Annotated in this window: 14 protein-coding genes; 10 read left to right on the forward strand and 4 right to left on the reverse strand. The window is 55.6% G+C overall.

Translation table 11 applies throughout. From position 1 onward, the window contains the following. Positions 1-108: 108 nt before the first annotated feature. The 4 genes from gyrB to dnaA are packed head-to-tail and all read right to left on the reverse strand — an operon-like array spanning position 109 to position 6,133. A complete protein-coding gene (gene gyrB / locus FFB58_RS21225) occupies positions 109-2,523 on the reverse strand; it encodes a DNA topoisomerase (ATP-hydrolyzing) subunit B (protein ID WP_039032238.1) in 2,415 nt (804 codons plus the stop codon). A gap of 28 nt (positions 2,524-2,551) precedes the next feature. Next, positions 2,552-3,625 (reverse strand): DNA replication/repair protein RecF, encoded by a 1,074-nt coding sequence (gene recF, locus FFB58_RS21230; RefSeq protein WP_138370939.1) that lies wholly within the window; start codon positions 3,623-3,625, stop codon positions 2,552-2,554. Continuing rightward, positions 3,625-4,728, reverse strand: a complete 1,104-nt coding sequence (gene dnaN, locus FFB58_RS21235; protein ID WP_103177630.1) for a DNA polymerase III subunit beta — start codon at positions 4,726-4,728, stop codon at positions 3,625-3,627. The genes recF and dnaN overlap by 1 nt, the downstream gene beginning before the upstream one ends. Positions 4,729-4,732: 4 nt before the next feature. After that, positions 4,733-6,133, reverse strand: coding sequence for a chromosomal replication initiator protein DnaA (gene dnaA / locus FFB58_RS21240; protein WP_039032235.1), 1,401 nt, complete (start codon positions 6,131-6,133; stop codon positions 4,733-4,735). A 604-nt stretch (positions 6,134-6,737) separates the two neighbouring features. Here dnaA and rpmH point away from each other — a divergent pair. The 10 genes from rpmH to yidZ all read left to right on the forward strand — a co-directional run bounded on the left by rpmH (position 6,738) and on the right by yidZ (position 16,068). Further along, complete coding sequence (rpmH, locus tag FFB58_RS21245; RefSeq protein ID WP_003849659.1) at positions 6,738-6,878, forward strand: 50S ribosomal protein L34; 141 nt, start codon at positions 6,738-6,740, stop codon at positions 6,876-6,878. A gap of 16 nt (positions 6,879-6,894) precedes the next feature. Beyond that, positions 6,895-7,254, forward strand: coding sequence for a ribonuclease P protein component (rnpA, locus tag FFB58_RS21250; RefSeq protein ID WP_014072458.1), 360 nt, complete (start codon positions 6,895-6,897; stop codon positions 7,252-7,254). After that, positions 7,218-7,475 carry a membrane protein insertion efficiency factor YidD gene (gene yidD, locus FFB58_RS21255; protein WP_072036746.1) on the forward strand — a complete coding sequence of 86 codons (258 nt, stop codon included), beginning with the start codon at positions 7,218-7,220 and terminating at the stop codon, positions 7,473-7,475. The genes rnpA and yidD overlap by 37 nt, the downstream gene beginning before the upstream one ends. A gap of 2 nt (positions 7,476-7,477) precedes the next feature. Beyond that, positions 7,478-9,121, forward strand: coding sequence for a membrane protein insertase YidC (gene yidC / locus FFB58_RS21260; protein ID WP_039032234.1), 1,644 nt, complete (start codon positions 7,478-7,480; stop codon positions 9,119-9,121). Positions 9,122-9,224: 103 nt separating this feature from the next. After that, positions 9,225-10,589: a tRNA uridine-5-carboxymethylaminomethyl(34) synthesis GTPase MnmE gene (gene mnmE, locus FFB58_RS21265; protein WP_039032233.1), complete on the forward strand. Its 1,365-nt coding sequence runs from the start codon at positions 9,225-9,227 to the stop codon at positions 10,587-10,589. A 194-nt stretch (positions 10,590-10,783) separates the two neighbouring features. Beyond that, a complete protein-coding gene (gene tnaC / locus FFB58_RS23170) occupies positions 10,784-10,861 on the forward strand; it encodes a tryptophanase leader peptide (protein WP_138370951.1) in 78 nt (25 codons plus the stop codon). Positions 10,862-11,090: 229 nt separating this feature from the next. Further along, positions 11,091-12,506, forward strand: a complete 1,416-nt coding sequence (gene tnaA, locus FFB58_RS21275; protein ID WP_138370940.1) for a tryptophanase — start codon at positions 11,091-11,093, stop codon at positions 12,504-12,506. A gap of 85 nt (positions 12,507-12,591) precedes the next feature. Then, a complete protein-coding gene (gene tnaB, locus FFB58_RS21280) occupies positions 12,592-13,848 on the forward strand; it encodes a low affinity tryptophan permease TnaB (RefSeq protein WP_072036744.1) in 1,257 nt (418 codons plus the stop codon). Positions 13,849-13,961: 113 nt separating this feature from the next. Then, positions 13,962-15,137 carry an MFS transporter gene (locus FFB58_RS21285; RefSeq protein WP_039032230.1) on the forward strand — a complete coding sequence of 392 codons (1,176 nt, stop codon included), beginning with the start codon at positions 13,962-13,964 and terminating at the stop codon, positions 15,135-15,137. Next, positions 15,106-16,068 (forward strand): HTH-type transcriptional regulator YidZ, encoded by a 963-nt coding sequence (gene yidZ, locus FFB58_RS21290; protein WP_138370941.1) that lies wholly within the window; start codon positions 15,106-15,108, stop codon positions 16,066-16,068. Before FFB58_RS21285 ends, yidZ begins: the two co-directional genes overlap by 32 nt. Positions 16,069-16,109: the final 41 nt, after the last annotated feature.

Below are 16,109 nucleotides of genomic sequence, written 5' to 3' on the forward strand. Positions count from 1 at the left end.
ATTCCCTTCACCCCGGCCCTCTCCCCATAGGGGCGAGAGAGCAAAGACCGCACCGGGCAGTCCCCTCTCCCCTATGGGGAGAGGGTTAGGGTGAGGGGAACAAACGACTTAGATGTCGATATTCGCCGCTTTCAGGGCGTTCTCTTCAATGAAGGCACGACGTGGTTCAACCGCATCGCCCATCAGGGTGGTGAACAGCTGATCCGCAGCAATGGCGTCTTTCACGGTCACGCGCAGCATGCGGCGGCTTTCCGGATCCATGGTGGTTTCCCACAGCTGATCCGGGTTCATTTCGCCCAGACCTTTATAACGCTGAATGGAGAGGCCACGACGGGACTCTTTCACCAGCCACTCCAGCGCCTGCTCGAAGCTGGCAACCGGCTGACGGCGTTCGCCACGCTCGATGAAGGCATCGTCTTCGATCAGGCCGCGCAGCTTCTCGCCGAGCGTACAGATACGACGGTACTCCGCACCGGTCACAAACTCGTGATCCAGCGGGTAGTCGGTATCCACACCGTGGGTACGCACGCGGATCACCGGCTCGAACTGCTGCAGCTCGGTGTTCTCGTTGATATCGAACTTCCACTGGCTGCCGTGCTGCTCGTTCTCGTTCAGATCGGTCACCAGGGTGTTCACCCAACGGGTCACGGCCTGCTCGTTACCGAGGTCGGCTTCGGACAGCGTCGGCTGATAGACCAGCGCTTTCAGCAGCGTGCGCGGGAAGCGACGCTCCATGCGGCCAATCATCTTCTGGGTCGCGTTGTACTCAGACACCAGACGCTCCAGCGGTTCACCCGCCAGCGCCGGGGCGCTTGAGTTGGCGTGCAGGGTCGCGCCATCGAGGGCGATAGCGATCTGGTACTGATCCATCGCTTCGTCGTCTTTGATGTACTGCTCCTGCTTGCCTTTCTTCACTTTGTACAGCGGCGGCTGGGCGATGTAGACGTGGCCACGCTCAACGATTTCCGGCATCTGACGGTAGAAGAAGGTCAACAGCAGCGTACGGATGTGCGAACCGTCGACGTCCGCATCGGTCATGATGATGATGCTGTGATAGCGCAGCTTGTCCGGGTTGTACTCGTCACGGCCAATGCCGCAGCCCAGAGCGGTGATCAGCGTCGCCACTTCCTGCGAAGAGAGCATCTTGTCGAAGCGCGCTTTCTCAACGTTGAGGATTTTACCCTTCAGCGGCAGGATCGCCTGGTTCTTACGGTTACGGCCCTGCTTCGCAGAACCGCCCGCGGAGTCCCCTTCCACGAGGTACAGTTCGGACAGCGCCGGGTCGCGTTCCTGACAGTCCGCCAGTTTGCCCGGCAGGCCTGCTAAGTCCAGCGCGCCTTTACGACGGGTCATTTCACGGGCTTTACGCGCCGCTTCACGGGCACGCGCCGCATCGATAATTTTGCCAACGACAATTTTAGCGTCGGACGGGTTTTCCAGCAGGTATTCGCTCAGCAGTTCGTTCATCTGCTGCTCAACCGCCGATTTCACCTCAGAGGAGACCAGCTTGTCTTTGGTCTGAGAGGAGAACTTCGGATCCGGCACTTTTACCGAGACCACAGCGATCAGGCCTTCTCGGGCGTCGTCACCGGTGGCGCTGACTTTCGCTTTTTTGCTGTAGCCTTCTTTGTCCATGTAGGCGTTCAGGGTACGGGTCATCGCCGTACGGAAGCCCACCAGGTGCGTACCGCCGTCGCGCTGCGGGATGTTATTGGTGAAGCAGTAGATGTTTTCCTGGAAACCGTCGTTCCACTGCAGCGCCACTTCCACGCCGATACCGTCTTTCTCGGTGGAGAAATAGAAGATGTTCGGGTGAATGGGCGTTTTGTTCTTGTTCAGGTACTCAACGAACGCCTTGATACCACCTTCGTAATGGAAGTGGTCTTCTTTGCCGTCGCGCTTGTCGCGCAGGCGGATAGAGACGCCGGAGTTCAGGAATGACAGCTCGCGCAGACGCTTGGCCAGAATGTCATATTCAAACTCGGTGACGTTGGTGAAGGTTTCGAGGCTTGGCCAGAAACGGACCTGAGTCCCGGTCACGTCAGTTTCACCGGTAACCGCCAGCGGAGCCTGAGGTACGCCGTGGACGTAGGTTTGCTGATGCACTTTGCCTTCGCGGCGGATCAGAAGCTCGAGCTTCTGCGACAGGGCGTTAACCACAGAGACGCCCACGCCGTGCAGGCCGCCGGACACTTTATAGGAGTTATCATCGAACTTACCGCCTGCGTGCAGGACGGTCATGATCACTTCCGCCGCAGAGACGCCCTCTTCCGGGTGAATACCGGTCGGGATGCCACGGCCATCATCGGTAACGGAGACGGAGTTGTCGGCGTGGATGGTCACCACGATATCTTTACAGTGACCCGCGAGCGCTTCGTCGATAGCGTTATCTACCACCTCAAATACCATGTGGTGCAGACCGGTGCCGTCATCCGTGTCGCCGATATACATACCCGGGCGCTTACGCACCGCATCCAGCCCTTTCAGGACTTTGATACTGGAGGAGTCATAAGAATTCGACATCAACGTTTCTCGCTCATTTATTCTTGGGTTAATCCGTTATTTTACCCTTTTCCACGTTAAACATCTTCGAATTTTCGTCCGACATGTCCATTACGTGTTCAGCGCTAATCGCGCTGACGAAAACCTGCGACTGTGTGGCTTTTAAGCGGCTGGCAAGCAGTCCGCGCCGCGCGTCGTCAAGTTCCGAGGCAAAATCATCAATCAGATACAGACAGCGTCGCCCGCTTTCACGGGTTAAGTACTCGCCCTGCGCCAGGCGCAGCGCGCACATCAGGAGCTTGAGCTGCCCGCGTGATAAGGTGTCCTCTACCGGCGCACCGTCGGCACGAATGCGGAAATCCGCCTTGTGCGGGCCGTGCGCGGTGTAGGTCAGCATGCGATCGCGCTCGAAGCTTCGCTCCAGCACCTCGGCATAATCCGTCTCTTTCTCCCAGCCGCGCTGGAAGGAGAAGCTCAGGGAGAACTCGGGTAAAAACTGCTGGCAGGTATCCGCCATGTCTTCCGCGATCCCGGCGCTGTACTCCGCACGCCAGCGGCTGATCTGCTCCGCCAGCGGGATAAGTTCTTTGTCCCACGCCCGCAGTTGGGCATAGCGGGTCACCTGGCGCAGCGCGGCATTGCGCTGTTTCAGCAGCCGCTTGAGGTTGCTCCAGGCGGTGAAGAAACCCGCTTCGTTATGGAAGCATCCCCAGTCGAGGAAAGCTCTTCTGTATTTGGGGCCGCCGTTGAGTAAAGTAAACCCCTCGGGGGTGATTAGCTGCATCGGCATCAGCAGCGCCAGCTCGGCCACTTTGTGGCCGTCGGTGCCGTCGATGCGCACCTTGCTGTCGCCATGCTTGTCTTTGGTCAGCCCGATGGCCGTCTCGTGCTCTTCGCCGCGTAAACGACCATGAAGCACAAACGCTTCCTGCTCGTGGCGAATAACGCGACCAATCTGCAAACTGCGAAACGCCCGGCCATGGCCGAGCGTATAGATGGCTTCCAGCACGCTGGTTTTGCCGCTGCCGTTGGCGCCAACCAGAAAATTAAAGCCGGGGGATAAAGCAAGATCCGCGCTTTCGATATTGCGAAAGTCGCGGATCAACAGGCGGGTGAGCGACATTACAGTCTCATTGGCATGACAACATAAGCCGCGCTTTGGCTGGCCGCATCTTCAATTTGTACGCTCGACACGGAGTCGGTCAGCAGAATACGCACATTTTCGCACTTCAGCGCGTTCAGCACATCCAGCACGTAACTGACGTTAAAGCCGATTTCCATTTCGGTGCCCGCCGCATAGGTGACATCCAGGATCTCTTCGGCCTCTTCCTGCTCCGGGTTGTTCGCCGTGATTTTCAGCTGGTTTTCGCTCACGTACAGACGCACGCCGCGGAACTTCTCGTTGGAGAGGATCGCCGCACGGGCAAACGCCTGCTTGAGGATATCGCAGCCCGCTTCCAGCGTTTTGTCCGGGTTCTTCGGCAATACGCGGCGATAATCCGGGAAGCGACCGTCCACCAGTTTAGAGGTAAAGATGAAATCACCGACGTGGGCGCGGATGTTGTTGCTGCCAATCTGCACGCGCAGCGGGGTTTCGCCGCCGTCGAGCATACGCATCAGCTCAATCACGCCTTTACGCGGTACGATCACCGAATGGTTCGGCAGCGTCACGCCAACCGGCATGGAGCAGACCGCCAGGCGGTGGCCGTCGGTGGCCACGGTACGCAGCTCTTCCCCTTCGGTTTCGAACAGCATGCCGTTTAAGTAGTAACGAACGTCCTGATGCGCCATGGAGAATTGAGTGGCTTCGATCAGGCGTTTCATGGTGGCCTGCGGCAGGGTGAATTCGACTTCACTCTGCCAGTCGTCCAGGTTCGGGAAATCAGCAGCAGGCAGCGTGGAGAGCGAGAAACGGCTGCGGCCGGAGCGCACCAGCATGCGGTCGCCTTCCAGCTGCACGGCAATTTCTGCCCCTTCAGGCAGGCCACGGCAGATATCAAAGAACTTACGCGCCGGAACGGTGGTTGCGCCCGCTTCGTGAGGCTGGGAAAGCGTCACGCGTGCGACCATCTCCATCTCGAGGTCGGTGCCGGTCAGCGACAGCGTGCCGTCTGCGACCTGCAGCAGCAGGTTACCGAGGATAGGCAGCGTCGGGCGGCCGCCTAAGGGGCCACTCACCTGTTGCAGCGGTTTTAATAAGTGTTCACGTTCAACGGTAAATTTCATAGCATCACGATGATAATGTTCTGATTAAATTGGAGAAGTCTTCTTTTATGTCGTGGCTTTCTTCACGCAGCTGCTCAATCTTACGGCAGGCGTGCAGCACGGTGGTGTGGTCACGGCCACCAAACGCATCGCCGATCTCCGGCAGACTGTGGTTGGTTAATTCCTTTGCCAGCGCCATCGCCATCTGACGCGGTCTCGCTACCGAGCGGGAACGGCGTTTCGACAGCAAATCTGCCACTTTAATTTTGTAGTACTCCGCCACCGTCTTCTGAATATTGTCGATGGTGACCAATTTTTCCTGCAGCGCCAGCAGATCGCGCAGCGCTTCACGTACGAAATCGATGGTGATCGCCCGTCCGGTGAAGTTGGCGTTAGCAATGACGCGGTTCAGCGCGCCTTCCAGCTCACGAACGTTGGAACGCAGACGCTTGGCGATAAAGAACGCTACCTCGCCCGGCAGGCGAATGTCGTTCTCGTCCGCTTTTTTCATCAGGATCGCCACGCGGGTTTCCAGCTCCGGCGGCTCGATCGCCACGGTCAGACCCCAGCCGAAGCGGGATTTGAGACGATCTTCAACGCCGTTGATCTCTTTAGGATAGCGATCCGAGGTCAAAATGATCTGCTGATTGCCTTCCAGCAGCGCATTGAAGGTGTGGAAAAACTCTTCCTGGGATCGTTCCTTATTAGCAAAGAACTGAATGTCATCGATCAGCAGCGCATCAACGGAACGGTAGTAGCGTTTAAACTCTTCGATCGCGTTGTTTTGCAGGGCTTTTACCATGTCCTGAACGAAGCGCTCGGAGTGCATATACACCACTTTGGCATTGGGCTTGCGCGCCATGATGCCGTTACCCACCGCGTGCAGCAGGTGCGTTTTACCCAGACCGGTACCGCCATAAAGGAACAGCGGGTTATAGGCGCCGCCCGGGTTATCCGCTACCTGACGGGCGGCCGCGCGGGCCAGCTGGTTCGATTTACCTTCGACGAAGTTATCAAAGGTGTGTTTGACGTTAACGTTAGAGCGGTAGGTCGGCTCTGCCGGTGCCGGGACGTTATCCCAGCCAGCCCGCGGCGCAGGCGCGACGCGCGGCATATGAACCTGCGCGGTTTGCGCGGGTGCAGCGGCGACGTTAACGGTCTCTTTGAGGGTTTGGGTGACCGGCTTAGTGCCCACTTCAAAACGCAGCTGTGGGGCATCGGCACCGCAAAATTCGTTTAGCAGTCCATTGATGTTATTGAGGTATTTGTCCCTGACCCAATCGAGCACAAAACGGTTTGGCGCATACAAAGCCAGCGTGTTATCGCTCAGTTCCGCCTGCAACGGGCGGATCCACATACTGAATTCTGTGGCTGGTAACTCATCCTGCAATCGGGCAAGACACTGCTGCCAAAGCGAAAGTGACACGGCGGACTCCACTCGAACATAAAAAGAAAGCTATTGAATAGTCGTGATTGTAGACACACGTCGAAAGAACCCGGCGTTAAGGGGGACGTGCGAACCGCTATCTGCGGTTTTTTTACCTGCTCTGGATCCTGGGATCGCGATCAGGACCGCGGATCATAGCCTAAACTGCGCCAGAGATCTTCTGTTTCTCACAGTTTCTTCCCGATTTATCCACAGGAGGATCCGAAACCGGGTAAGTGTAAACGATCCTGGCGAAGCGACCCCGCGATTTAGGCCGCATATTGGAAAAATTAATGAGTAACGACAATTTTTTGCTTAAATGATCTAACGAAGATCCTGGACGATCCTTGCGATTTGCCCTGGAGCCCGTATAATTCCCCACCCGGCGCGTGGGACTCGATTTCCTGCGTCTGACGCAGCTCAATTTGCACGCTAAAAACGTGCGGAAAGACGCGGGAAATAAGGAAAGAGAATTGACTCCGGAGTGTACAATTATTACAATCCGGCCTCTTTAATCACCCATGGCTTCGGCGTCCATCGTTCGTTATTCGTTCGGACTCCATAAAAAGTCATTGAATTTATTCAAGTTTAGGTAGAAATCGCCATGAAACGCACTTTTCAACCGTCTGTACTGAAGCGCAACCGTTCTCACGGCTTCCGTGCTCGTATGGCTACTAAAAATGGTCGTCAGGTTCTGGCACGTCGTCGTGCTAAAGGCCGTTCACGTCTGACCGTTTCCAAGTAATTAAGCTAACCCCTGAGTGGTTAAGCTAGCATTTCCCAGGGAGTTACGTTTGTTAACTCCCACTCATTTCACTTTCGTCTTCCAGCAGCCACAACGGGCTGGCACGCCGCAAATCACCATCCTCGGCCGCCAAAATTCGCTGGGGCATCCCCGTATCGGTCTCACTGTCGCCAAGAAAAACGTTAAGCGTGCGCATGAACGCAACCGGATTAAACGTCTGACGCGTGAAAGCTTCCGTTTACGTCAACATGAACTGCCTTCAATGGATTTCGTGGTGGTGGCTAAAAAAGGGGTTGCCGACCTCGATAACCGTGCTCTCTCGGAAGCGTTGGAAAAATTATGGCGCCGCCACTGTCGCCTGGCTCACGGGTCCTGATCGGCCTTATTCGGGTCTATCAACGCCTGATTAGTCCGCTACTCGGGCCACACTGCCGTTTCAGACCGACCTGTTCGCAATACGGAATTGAGGCATTGCGCAGGTTTGGAGTGATAAAAGGCAGTTGGTTGACGGTGAAACGCGTATTAAAATGCCACCCTTTACACCCAGGTGGAGACGATCCCGTCCCTCCAGGACCTTTTGATACCAGAGAACACTAACGATGGATTCGCAACGCAATCTTCTTATCATCGCTTTGTTGTTCGTGTCTTTCATGATCTTCCAGGCTTGGGAGCAGGACAAAAATCCTCAACCTCAGCAGCAGGTCACGCAGACAACGACCACCGCAGCGGGTAGCGCCGCCGACCAGGGCGTACCGGCCAGTGGCCAGGGTAAACTGATTACGGTTAAGACCGATGTGCTTGAGCTGACTATCAACACCCGTGGTGGTGATGTTGAGCAGGCGCAGCTGGTGACTTACCCGAAAGAGCTCGGTTCTAACGAGCCGTTCCAGTTACTGGAAACCACGCCGCAGTTTATCTACCAGGCACAGAGCGGCCTGACCGGTCGTGATGGCCCGGATAACCCGGCTAACGGCGCTCGTCCGCTGTATAACGTCGATAAAGATGCGTTTGTGCTGGCCGATGGCCAGAACGAAATCGCGATCCCGATGACTTACACTGATGCGGCCGGCAACACCTTCACCAAAACCTTCACCCTGAAACGCGGTGAATATGCGGTGAACGTGGGCTATAGCGTGCAGAACACCGGTGCGAAACCGCTGGAGCTCTCCACCTTCGGTCAGCTGAAGCAGTCCATCAATCTGCCGTCTCACCGTGACACCGGAAGCAGCAACTTCGCGCTGCACACCTTCCGTGGCGCGGCGTACTCCACGCCAGATACCAAGTACGAGAAATACAAATTCGACACCATCGCCGATAACGAAAACCTGAACGTCAGCTCGAAAGGCGGTTGGGTGGCGATGCTGCAACAGTATTTCGCGACCGCATGGGTACCGAATAACGCGGGTTCCAATAATTTCTACACTGCGAACCTCGGTAACGGTATTGCCGCGATCGGCTATAAGTCTGAGCCGGTTCTGGTTCAGCCGGGTCAAACCGGTAGCCTGGCCAGCACCCTGTGGGTTGGTCCGGAAATCCAGGACAAAATGGCTGCCGTGGCACCGCACCTGGATCTGACCGTAGACTACGGTTGGTTGTGGTTCATCTCTCAGCCGCTGTTCAAACTGCTGAAGTGGATCCACAGCTTCCTGGGTAACTGGGGCTTCTCCATCATCGTTATCACCTTTATCGTTCGTGGCATCATGTACCCGCTGACCAAAGCGCAGTACACCTCCATGGCGAAGATGCGTATGCTGCAGCCGAAGATTGCGGCGATGCGTGAGCGTCTGGGCGATGACAAACAGCGTCAGAGCCAGGAGATGATGGCCCTGTATAAAGCCGAGAAAGTGAACCCACTGGGTGGCTGCTTCCCGCTGCTGATCCAGATGCCAATCTTCCTTGCGCTGTACTACATGCTGATGGGCTCCGTTGAGCTGCGCCATGCGCCGTTCGCTCTGTGGATCCATGACCTGTCCGCACAGGACCCGTACTACATCCTGCCGATCCTGATGGGCGTGACGATGTTCTTCATCCAGAAGATGTCGCCAACCACCGTGACCGACCCGATGCAGCAGAAGATCATGACCTTTATGCCGGTCATCTTTACCGTGTTCTTCCTGTGGTTCCCGTCAGGTCTGGTGCTGTACTATATCGTCAGCAACCTGGTGACCATCCTTCAGCAGCAGCTGATCTACCGTGGTCTGGAAAAACGTGGCCTGCATAGCCGCGAGAAGAAAAATTCCTGATCCTCAGTAGGCCGGGTAAGCGAAGCGCCACCCGGCATAAAGAACAGTGATGACAGGGCGGTCTATTGACCGCCTTTTTTATTGCATTAAGAAGAGACAAACCATGAGCCATAACGACACTATCGTCGCTCAGGCAACCCCACCGGGACGCGGTGGTGTGGGCATTCTGCGTATCTCCGGCCTGAAGGCGCGCGAGGTGGCAGAAGCGGTGCTGGGCAAACTGCCAAAGCCACGTTACGCCGACTATTTGCCTTTCAAGGATAACGACGGTACGGCGCTGGATCAGGGTATCGCGCTGTGGTTCCCGGGCCCGAACTCCTTCACCGGTGAAGACGTGCTCGAACTGCAGGGCCACGGCGGGCCGGTGATCCTCGACCTGCTGCTGAAACGCATTCTGACCCTGCCGGGCGTGCGCATCGCCAAACCGGGCGAGTTCTCCGAGCGGGCGTTTCTTAACGACAAGCTGGATCTGGCCCAGGCTGAAGCGATTGCCGATCTGATCGACGCCAGCTCCGAGCAGGCCGCGCGCTCCGCGCTGAACTCGCTGCAGGGGGCGTTCTCCGCTCGCGTAAACCATCTTGTGGAAGCACTCACTCACCTGCGGATCTACGTGGAAGCGGCCATTGATTTCCCGGATGAGGAGATCGACTTCCTCTCCGACGGCAAAATCGAAGCCCAGCTTAACGACGTGATGGCCGATCTCGACGCGGTACGCGCCGAGGCGCGTCAGGGCAGCCTGCTGCGTGAAGGGATGAAGGTGGTGATTGCCGGACGTCCGAACGCCGGGAAATCGAGCCTGCTGAATGCCCTGGCGGGGCGTGAAGCGGCGATTGTGACCGACATAGCCGGTACTACCCGCGACGTGCTGCGGGAACATATTCATATCGACGGTATGCCGCTGCATATCATCGATACCGCGGGCCTGCGCGATGCCAGCGACGAAGTGGAGCGTATCGGTATCGAGCGCGCCTGGCAGGAGATCGAGCAGGCCGACCGGGTGCTGTTTATGGTGGACGGTACCACCACCGCCGCTGTCGACCCGGCAGAGATCTGGCCGGACTTTATCGCCCGCCTGCCGGCAAAACTGCCGATCACCGTGGTGCGTAACAAAGCGGACGTGACCGGTGAAACGCTGGGCCTCAGCGATGTGAACGGTCACTCACTCATTCGCCTGTCGGCGCGTACCGGCGAGGGCGTGGATGAGCTGCGCAACCACCTGAAGCAGAGCATGGGCTTCGATACCAGCATGGAGGGCGGCTTCCTCGCCCGTCGTCGCCATCTGCAGGCGCTGGAAGAGGCGGCACAGCATCTGGATCAGGGCAAAGCCCAGCTGCTCGGCGCCTGGGCCGGAGAACTGCTGGCGGAAGAGCTGCGTCTGGCCCAGCAGGCGTTAAGCGAGATCACCGGGGAGTTTACCTCGGATGATTTGCTGGGGCGGATCTTCTCCAGCTTCTGTATCGGAAAATAAGTCCGTTTCAGCCCTCTGTTAAAAAGCCGCATAACGTTCATGTTATTGCGGCTTTTTTCTTTTCTGTATTAGCTGAATAAATACCAAATATATCAGCTATATTCTCTGTGATTACAATCACAATTAATATCTCTGCAGATAGACAAATATTCTCATTCGAATAGTGTAGTAGCGTGTCTAATGAGGATAAATCAATGACGATTATCTTAAATACATACATCACCTCTAAGTGGTTCAATATTGACAATAAAATTGTCAATCACCATCCGTAATCTCCCTTCGCCTCATTTTCTCTATGCAACCTGAATAGACTAACACTCTATTTATCCGGTATGCCTGAAATCATTGCGCTTGTAAAACCGCAATAGCGCCTCTGCACGTCTGTGTTGGTGAGAATTATTCTCCCGACTGCGTGGCGTTATATCCGGCTCAGGCTTGCCGCTATTTATGGTTATTTAAAATAACCACCAGCACCGCTGCGATAAAAACAGGAATTATATAATGGAAAACTTCAAACATTTACCAGAGCCATTTCGCATCAGAGTTATTGAGCCGGTTAAACGTACCACAAGGGAGCATCGCGAAAACGCTATTATTAAATCAGGCATGAACCCGTTCCTGCTGGATAGCGAAGACGTGTTTATTGATTTACTGACCGACAGCGGCACCGGTGCGGTCACCCAAAATATGCAGGCCGCCATGCTGCGCGGTGACGAAGCCTATAGCGGCAGCCGCAGCTACTATGCGCTGTCCAACGCCGTGAATGAGATTTTCGGCTATCAATATACTATCCCAACCCATCAGGGACGCGGCGCTGAGCAGATTTATATTCCTGTCTTAATCAAAAAACGCGAGCAGGAAAAGGGTTTAGACCGCTCGAAGATGGTCGCCTTCTCAAACTACTTCTTTGATACCACCCAGGGCCACAGCCAGATAAACGGCTGCACCGTGCGCAACGTCTATATCAAGGAAGCCTTTGATACCGGCGTCCGTTACGATTTTAAAGGTAACTTTGACCTGCAGGGTCTGGAAAACGGCATCGAGGAAGTGGGTGCGAGCAATGTGCCTTATATTGTCGCGACCATCACCAGCAACTCCGCCGGCGGGCAGCCGGTGTCGCTGGCGAACCTGAAGGCGATGTATGCGATTGCCAGAAAATACGATATTCCGGTGGTCATGGATTCCGCGCGCTTCGCTGAAAACGCGTACTTCATTCAAAAACGTGAAGCGGAGTATAAAGACTGGACCATCGCCGAGATTACCCGCGAAACCTACAAGTATGCGGATATGCTCGCCATGTCGGCGAAAAAAGATGCCATGGTGCCGATGGGTGGACTGCTGTGCATCAAGAATGACGACTACTTCGACGTCTATACCGAATGCAGAACCTTGTGCGTCGTTCAGGAAGGCTTCCCAACCTACGGCGGCCTTGAAGGGGGCGCCATGGAGCGTCTGGCTGTCGGCCTGCATGACGGCATGGGCCAGGACTGGCTGGCATACCGCATTAATCAGGTGCAATACCTGGTCGACGGTCTGGAAGCCATCGGCGTGGTTTGCCAGCAGGCGGGCGGCCATGCTGCCTTTGTGGATGCGGGCAAGCTGTTGCCGCATATTCCGGCAGAGCAGTTCCCGGCGCAGGCGCTGGCCTGTGAGCTCTATAAAGTCGCAGGTATTCGCGCAGTTGAAATCGGTTCGTTCCTGTTAGGCCGCGATCCGAAAACCGGCAAACAGTTACCCTGCCCGGCAGAGTTGCTGCGTTTAACCATTCCGCGCGCAACCTACACGCAATCCCATATGGATTTCATCGTCGAAGCCTTTAAGCACGTTAAAGAAAATGCGATGAATATTAAGGGATTAACCTTTACCTACGAACCGAAAGTATTGCGCCACTTCACTGCAAAACTCAAAGAAGTTTAACGTCTCTCCCCGGGTGGCTAAATAACGTTAGCCACCCGCAAAAAACGATTAACAACGTCAAGCTTGCCACATTGATGGGGGCACCATGGAACAGACTTTAGAGTTAGAGACTAAACACTCCTCGGTGTGGGGTGTCATGGTTATAGCAGGTACGGTTATTGGCGGGGGGATGTTTGCTTTACCCGTGGATTTGGCAGGGGCGTGGTTTTTTTGGGGCGCGTTTATTTTAATTATTGCCTGGTTTTCGATGCTTCACTCCGGGCTGTTATTACTGGAAGCAAATTTAAATTATCCTGTCGGCTCAAGTTTTAATACGGTCACCAAAGATCTGATTGGTAACAAGTGGAATATAGTCAGCGGTTTAACGGTTGCATTTGTTCTTTATATCCTGACGTATGCCTATATTTCCGCCAACGGCGCAATAATCAGCGAAACCATCGCCATGAATCAGGGGACGCACGTCAATCCCCGCATTGTGGGTGTCAGTACAGCGCTCTTCGTCGCTGCCGTATTGTGGTTTAGCTCATTAGCCGCCAGTAGAATTACCTCGCTGTTTTTAGGCATTAAGATCATCGCCTTTATCGTTGTATTTGGCTCCTTTTTCTTCCAGGTTGACTACTCGATATTAAGAGATATCAACGTCACCTCAGCCAGCAACAACTCCTACTTCCCCTATATCTTTATGGCCCTGCCCGTCTGTCTGGCGTCCTTTGGTTTTCATGGCAACATTCCCAGTCTCATCATCTGCTATGGCAAGCGGAAAGATAAGCTGATCAAAAGCCTGGTGTTCGGCTCGCTGCTGGCGCTGTTTATCTACCTGTTCTGGCTGTACTGCACGATGGGGAATATTACCCGCGACAGCTTCAACGAGATCATCTCGTCAGGGGGCAACGTCGATTCACTGGTGAAATCCTTCCTCGGTACCCGGCAGCACGGGGTTATCGAATTTTGCTTACTGGTTTTCTCCAATTTAGCGGTGGCCAGCTCCTTCTTTGGCGTCACATTGGGGTTATTCGACTATCTTGCCGACCTCTTTAAGCTCGACAATTCCCCGTCAGGTCGTCTGAAAACAGTCATGCTGACCTTCCTGCCCCCTACGATTCTGTACCTGATCTTCCCGAACGGGTTTATCTACGGTATTGGCGGCGCAGGGTTGTGTGCGACCATCTGGGCGGTGATTATCCCAGCGGTTCTGGCGTTGAAAGCGCGAAAGAAGTTCCCGAATAAGATGTTTACCGTCTGGGGCGGGATGATGATCCCCTCGCTGGTGATCCTGTTCGGGGTCGCGGTCATTGTTTGCTGGTTCGGCAATGTCTTTAATTTCCTGCCGCGCTTTGGTTGAGCCCGCCCCTTTTCTGAGGTGATTTCCTGCGAGGAAATCACCTTTGTCCAAATGGCAACTCGCTAATAACGCTCTCTCCCCCTATTCTTCTTGCCTGCATTTATGGGGGTTTTATGGCTCGTTTTCTGTTTTGTAGTTTTGCGCTGGTGCTGCTTTATCCATCAGGCATCGATATGTATCTGGTGGGGCTGCCGCACATCGCCCGGGATCTGGGCGCCAGCGAAGCGCAGCTGCATATCGCGTTTTCAGCCTACCTTGCGGGGATGGCGTCATCGATGGTGTTTGCCGGGAAGATTGCCGACAAAGCCGGGCGACAGCCCATCGCCATTACCGGTGCCGTGATTTTCGCCCTCGCCTCGGTGCTCTGTTCAATGGCGCAGGAGAGCACCCTGTTCCTGTCCGGGCGCTTTATCCAGGGCATCGGCGCGGGCGGTTGCTACGTGGTGGCCTTTGCGATTTTGCGCGATACCTTAAGCACCCAGCGCCGCGCCAAAGTGCTCTCCATGATGAACGGCATCACCTGCATTATCCCGGTGCTGGCGCCGGTGGTGGGCTACCTGATCATGCTGCAATTTCCGTGGCAGAGCCTGTTCTGGACGATGGCGGCAATGGGGATGCTGGTCTTTATCCTGTCGATCGCGGTGCTGAAAGAGACCCATCCCGGGGCACAAAACCGGGGCCATGCCGCGTCGGTGCCGCCGGAAGAGAAGCTGCTCAACCGCTTCTTCATCAGCCGGTTGCTGATCACCACCCTGAGCGTGGCGGTGATCCTGACCTATGTAAACGTTTCCCCGGTGTTATTAATGGAAATCATGGGTTTTGATCGCGGGGAATATTCCACGGTGATGGCGTTAACCGCCCTGGTCAGCATGGCCGTATCCTTCTCGACGCCGTTTGCGCTGAATATCTTCAGCCAGCGCACGCTGATGCTCACCTCTCAGGTGCTGTTCCTGGCGGCAGGCATGCTTCTGGCGACCGCCAGCTCATCAGCCCTGATGCTGGCAGGTATCACCCTGATTTGCGCCGGGTTCTCGGTGGGCTTTGGCGTGGCGATGAGCCAGGCGTTAGGCCCGTTTGCGCTGCGCGCGGGCGTGGCCAGTTCGGTGCTGGGCATCACTCAGGTCTGCGGCTCGTCGCTGTGGATTTGGCTGGCAGCAATAATTGGGCTGAATGCATTGAATATGCTGATCGGGGTTCTGATTGGCTGTAGCATGCTCTGCATCATCCTACTTATGGTCATCCGGCCCGCAGCGCAACATGAAGAAGCCCCTCAGCAATCTCGATCTTAACCTGTTGTTGTGCCTGCAGCTTTTGCTGCAGGAGCGCAGCGTCACCAAAGCCGCGAAACGGATGAACGTCACGCCGTCCGCGGTGAGTAAATCGCTGGCGAAGCTGCGCGACTGGTTCGACGATCCGCTGTTTGTGAAGACCCCGCTGGGGCTGCTGCCGACTCCGCTGACGGTGAGTCTGGAGCAGGATCTGGCCGACTGGATGCAGATTGGCAATCAGATCCTCGATAAATTCCACCATGACTCCCCCGGCGGCCTGACCTTTGAACTGGCGGCGGAAACGCCGCTAATGCTGATCCGCTTTAACGCCCTGCTGGAGCAGGTTAATCAGCGTTATCCCCAGGCGACCGTGAAGATGCGCCACTGGGATTACGATTCGCTGGACGCTATTACCCGCGGAGAGGTCGACCTCGGTTTTACCGGCCGTGAAACGCACCCCCGCTCCCGCGAATTGCTGAAGCTGATGCCGTGGTTTCTTGATTACGAAATTCTGTTCAGCGACCGTCCGTGCGTCTATCTGCGCGAGGATCACCCGGTTCTCCAGGAAGAGTGGAACCTGGAGACATTCCTGCGCTACCCGCATATCAGCATTTTCTGGGAGCGTAGCGACACCTGGGCGCTGGATGAGGTGCTGAGAGAGATGGGGCGGACGCGAAATATCGCCATGAGCTTGCCCGGATTCGAGCAGTCGATGTTTATGGCGGCGCAGCCGGGTCATAACTACATTGCGACGGCACCGCACTACTGCCATCACTATAACCAACTCCACCAGCGTAAGCTGGTTACCCTGCCGATCCCCATTGATGAAGCGCAGGCGCAAAAGCTCACCGTGCCTTTTACCCTGATCTGGCATAAGCGTAACAGCCACAACCCCAAAACCCTCTGGCTGAGAGAAACCATTAAGGCGCTGTATGGTTCGCCGTTGCGCTAAATGTCTGGTTTTTGGCTAAGAAAATGTAAAGTTCCGCCGCA

This window comes from Enterobacter sp. MF024, assembly GCF_005843915.1.
Classification (GTDB): domain Bacteria; phylum Pseudomonadota; class Gammaproteobacteria; order Enterobacterales; family Enterobacteriaceae; genus Enterobacter; species Enterobacter barmai.

Coding starts and splice junctions, on each gene's coding strand:
- mnmE (WP_039032233.1), top strand. CDS start 9,225: ATGAGCCATAACGACACTATCGTCGCTCAGGCAACCCCACCGGGACGC.
- tnaC (WP_138370951.1), top strand. CDS start 10,784: ATGACGATTATCTTAAATACATACATCACCTCTAAGTGGTTCAATATT.
- gyrB (WP_039032238.1), bottom strand. CDS start 2,523: ATGTCGAATTCTTATGACTCCTCCAGTATCAAAGTCCTGAAAGGGCTG.
- yidZ (WP_138370941.1), top strand. CDS start 15,106: ATGAAGAAGCCCCTCAGCAATCTCGATCTTAACCTGTTGTTGTGCCTG.
- recF (WP_138370939.1), bottom strand. CDS start 3,625: ATGTCGCTCACCCGCCTGTTGATCCGCGACTTTCGCAATATCGAAAGC.
- tnaA (WP_138370940.1), top strand. CDS start 11,091: ATGGAAAACTTCAAACATTTACCAGAGCCATTTCGCATCAGAGTTATT.
- FFB58_RS21285 (WP_039032230.1), top strand. CDS start 13,962: ATGGCTCGTTTTCTGTTTTGTAGTTTTGCGCTGGTGCTGCTTTATCCA.
- yidD (WP_072036746.1), top strand. CDS start 7,218: ATGGCGCCGCCACTGTCGCCTGGCTCACGGGTCCTGATCGGCCTTATT.
- tnaB (WP_072036744.1), top strand. CDS start 12,592: ATGGAACAGACTTTAGAGTTAGAGACTAAACACTCCTCGGTGTGGGGT.
- yidC (WP_039032234.1), top strand. CDS start 7,478: ATGGATTCGCAACGCAATCTTCTTATCATCGCTTTGTTGTTCGTGTCT.
- rpmH (WP_003849659.1), top strand. CDS start 6,738: ATGAAACGCACTTTTCAACCGTCTGTACTGAAGCGCAACCGTTCTCAC.
- dnaN (WP_103177630.1), bottom strand. CDS start 4,728: ATGAAATTTACCGTTGAACGTGAACACTTATTAAAACCGCTGCAACAG.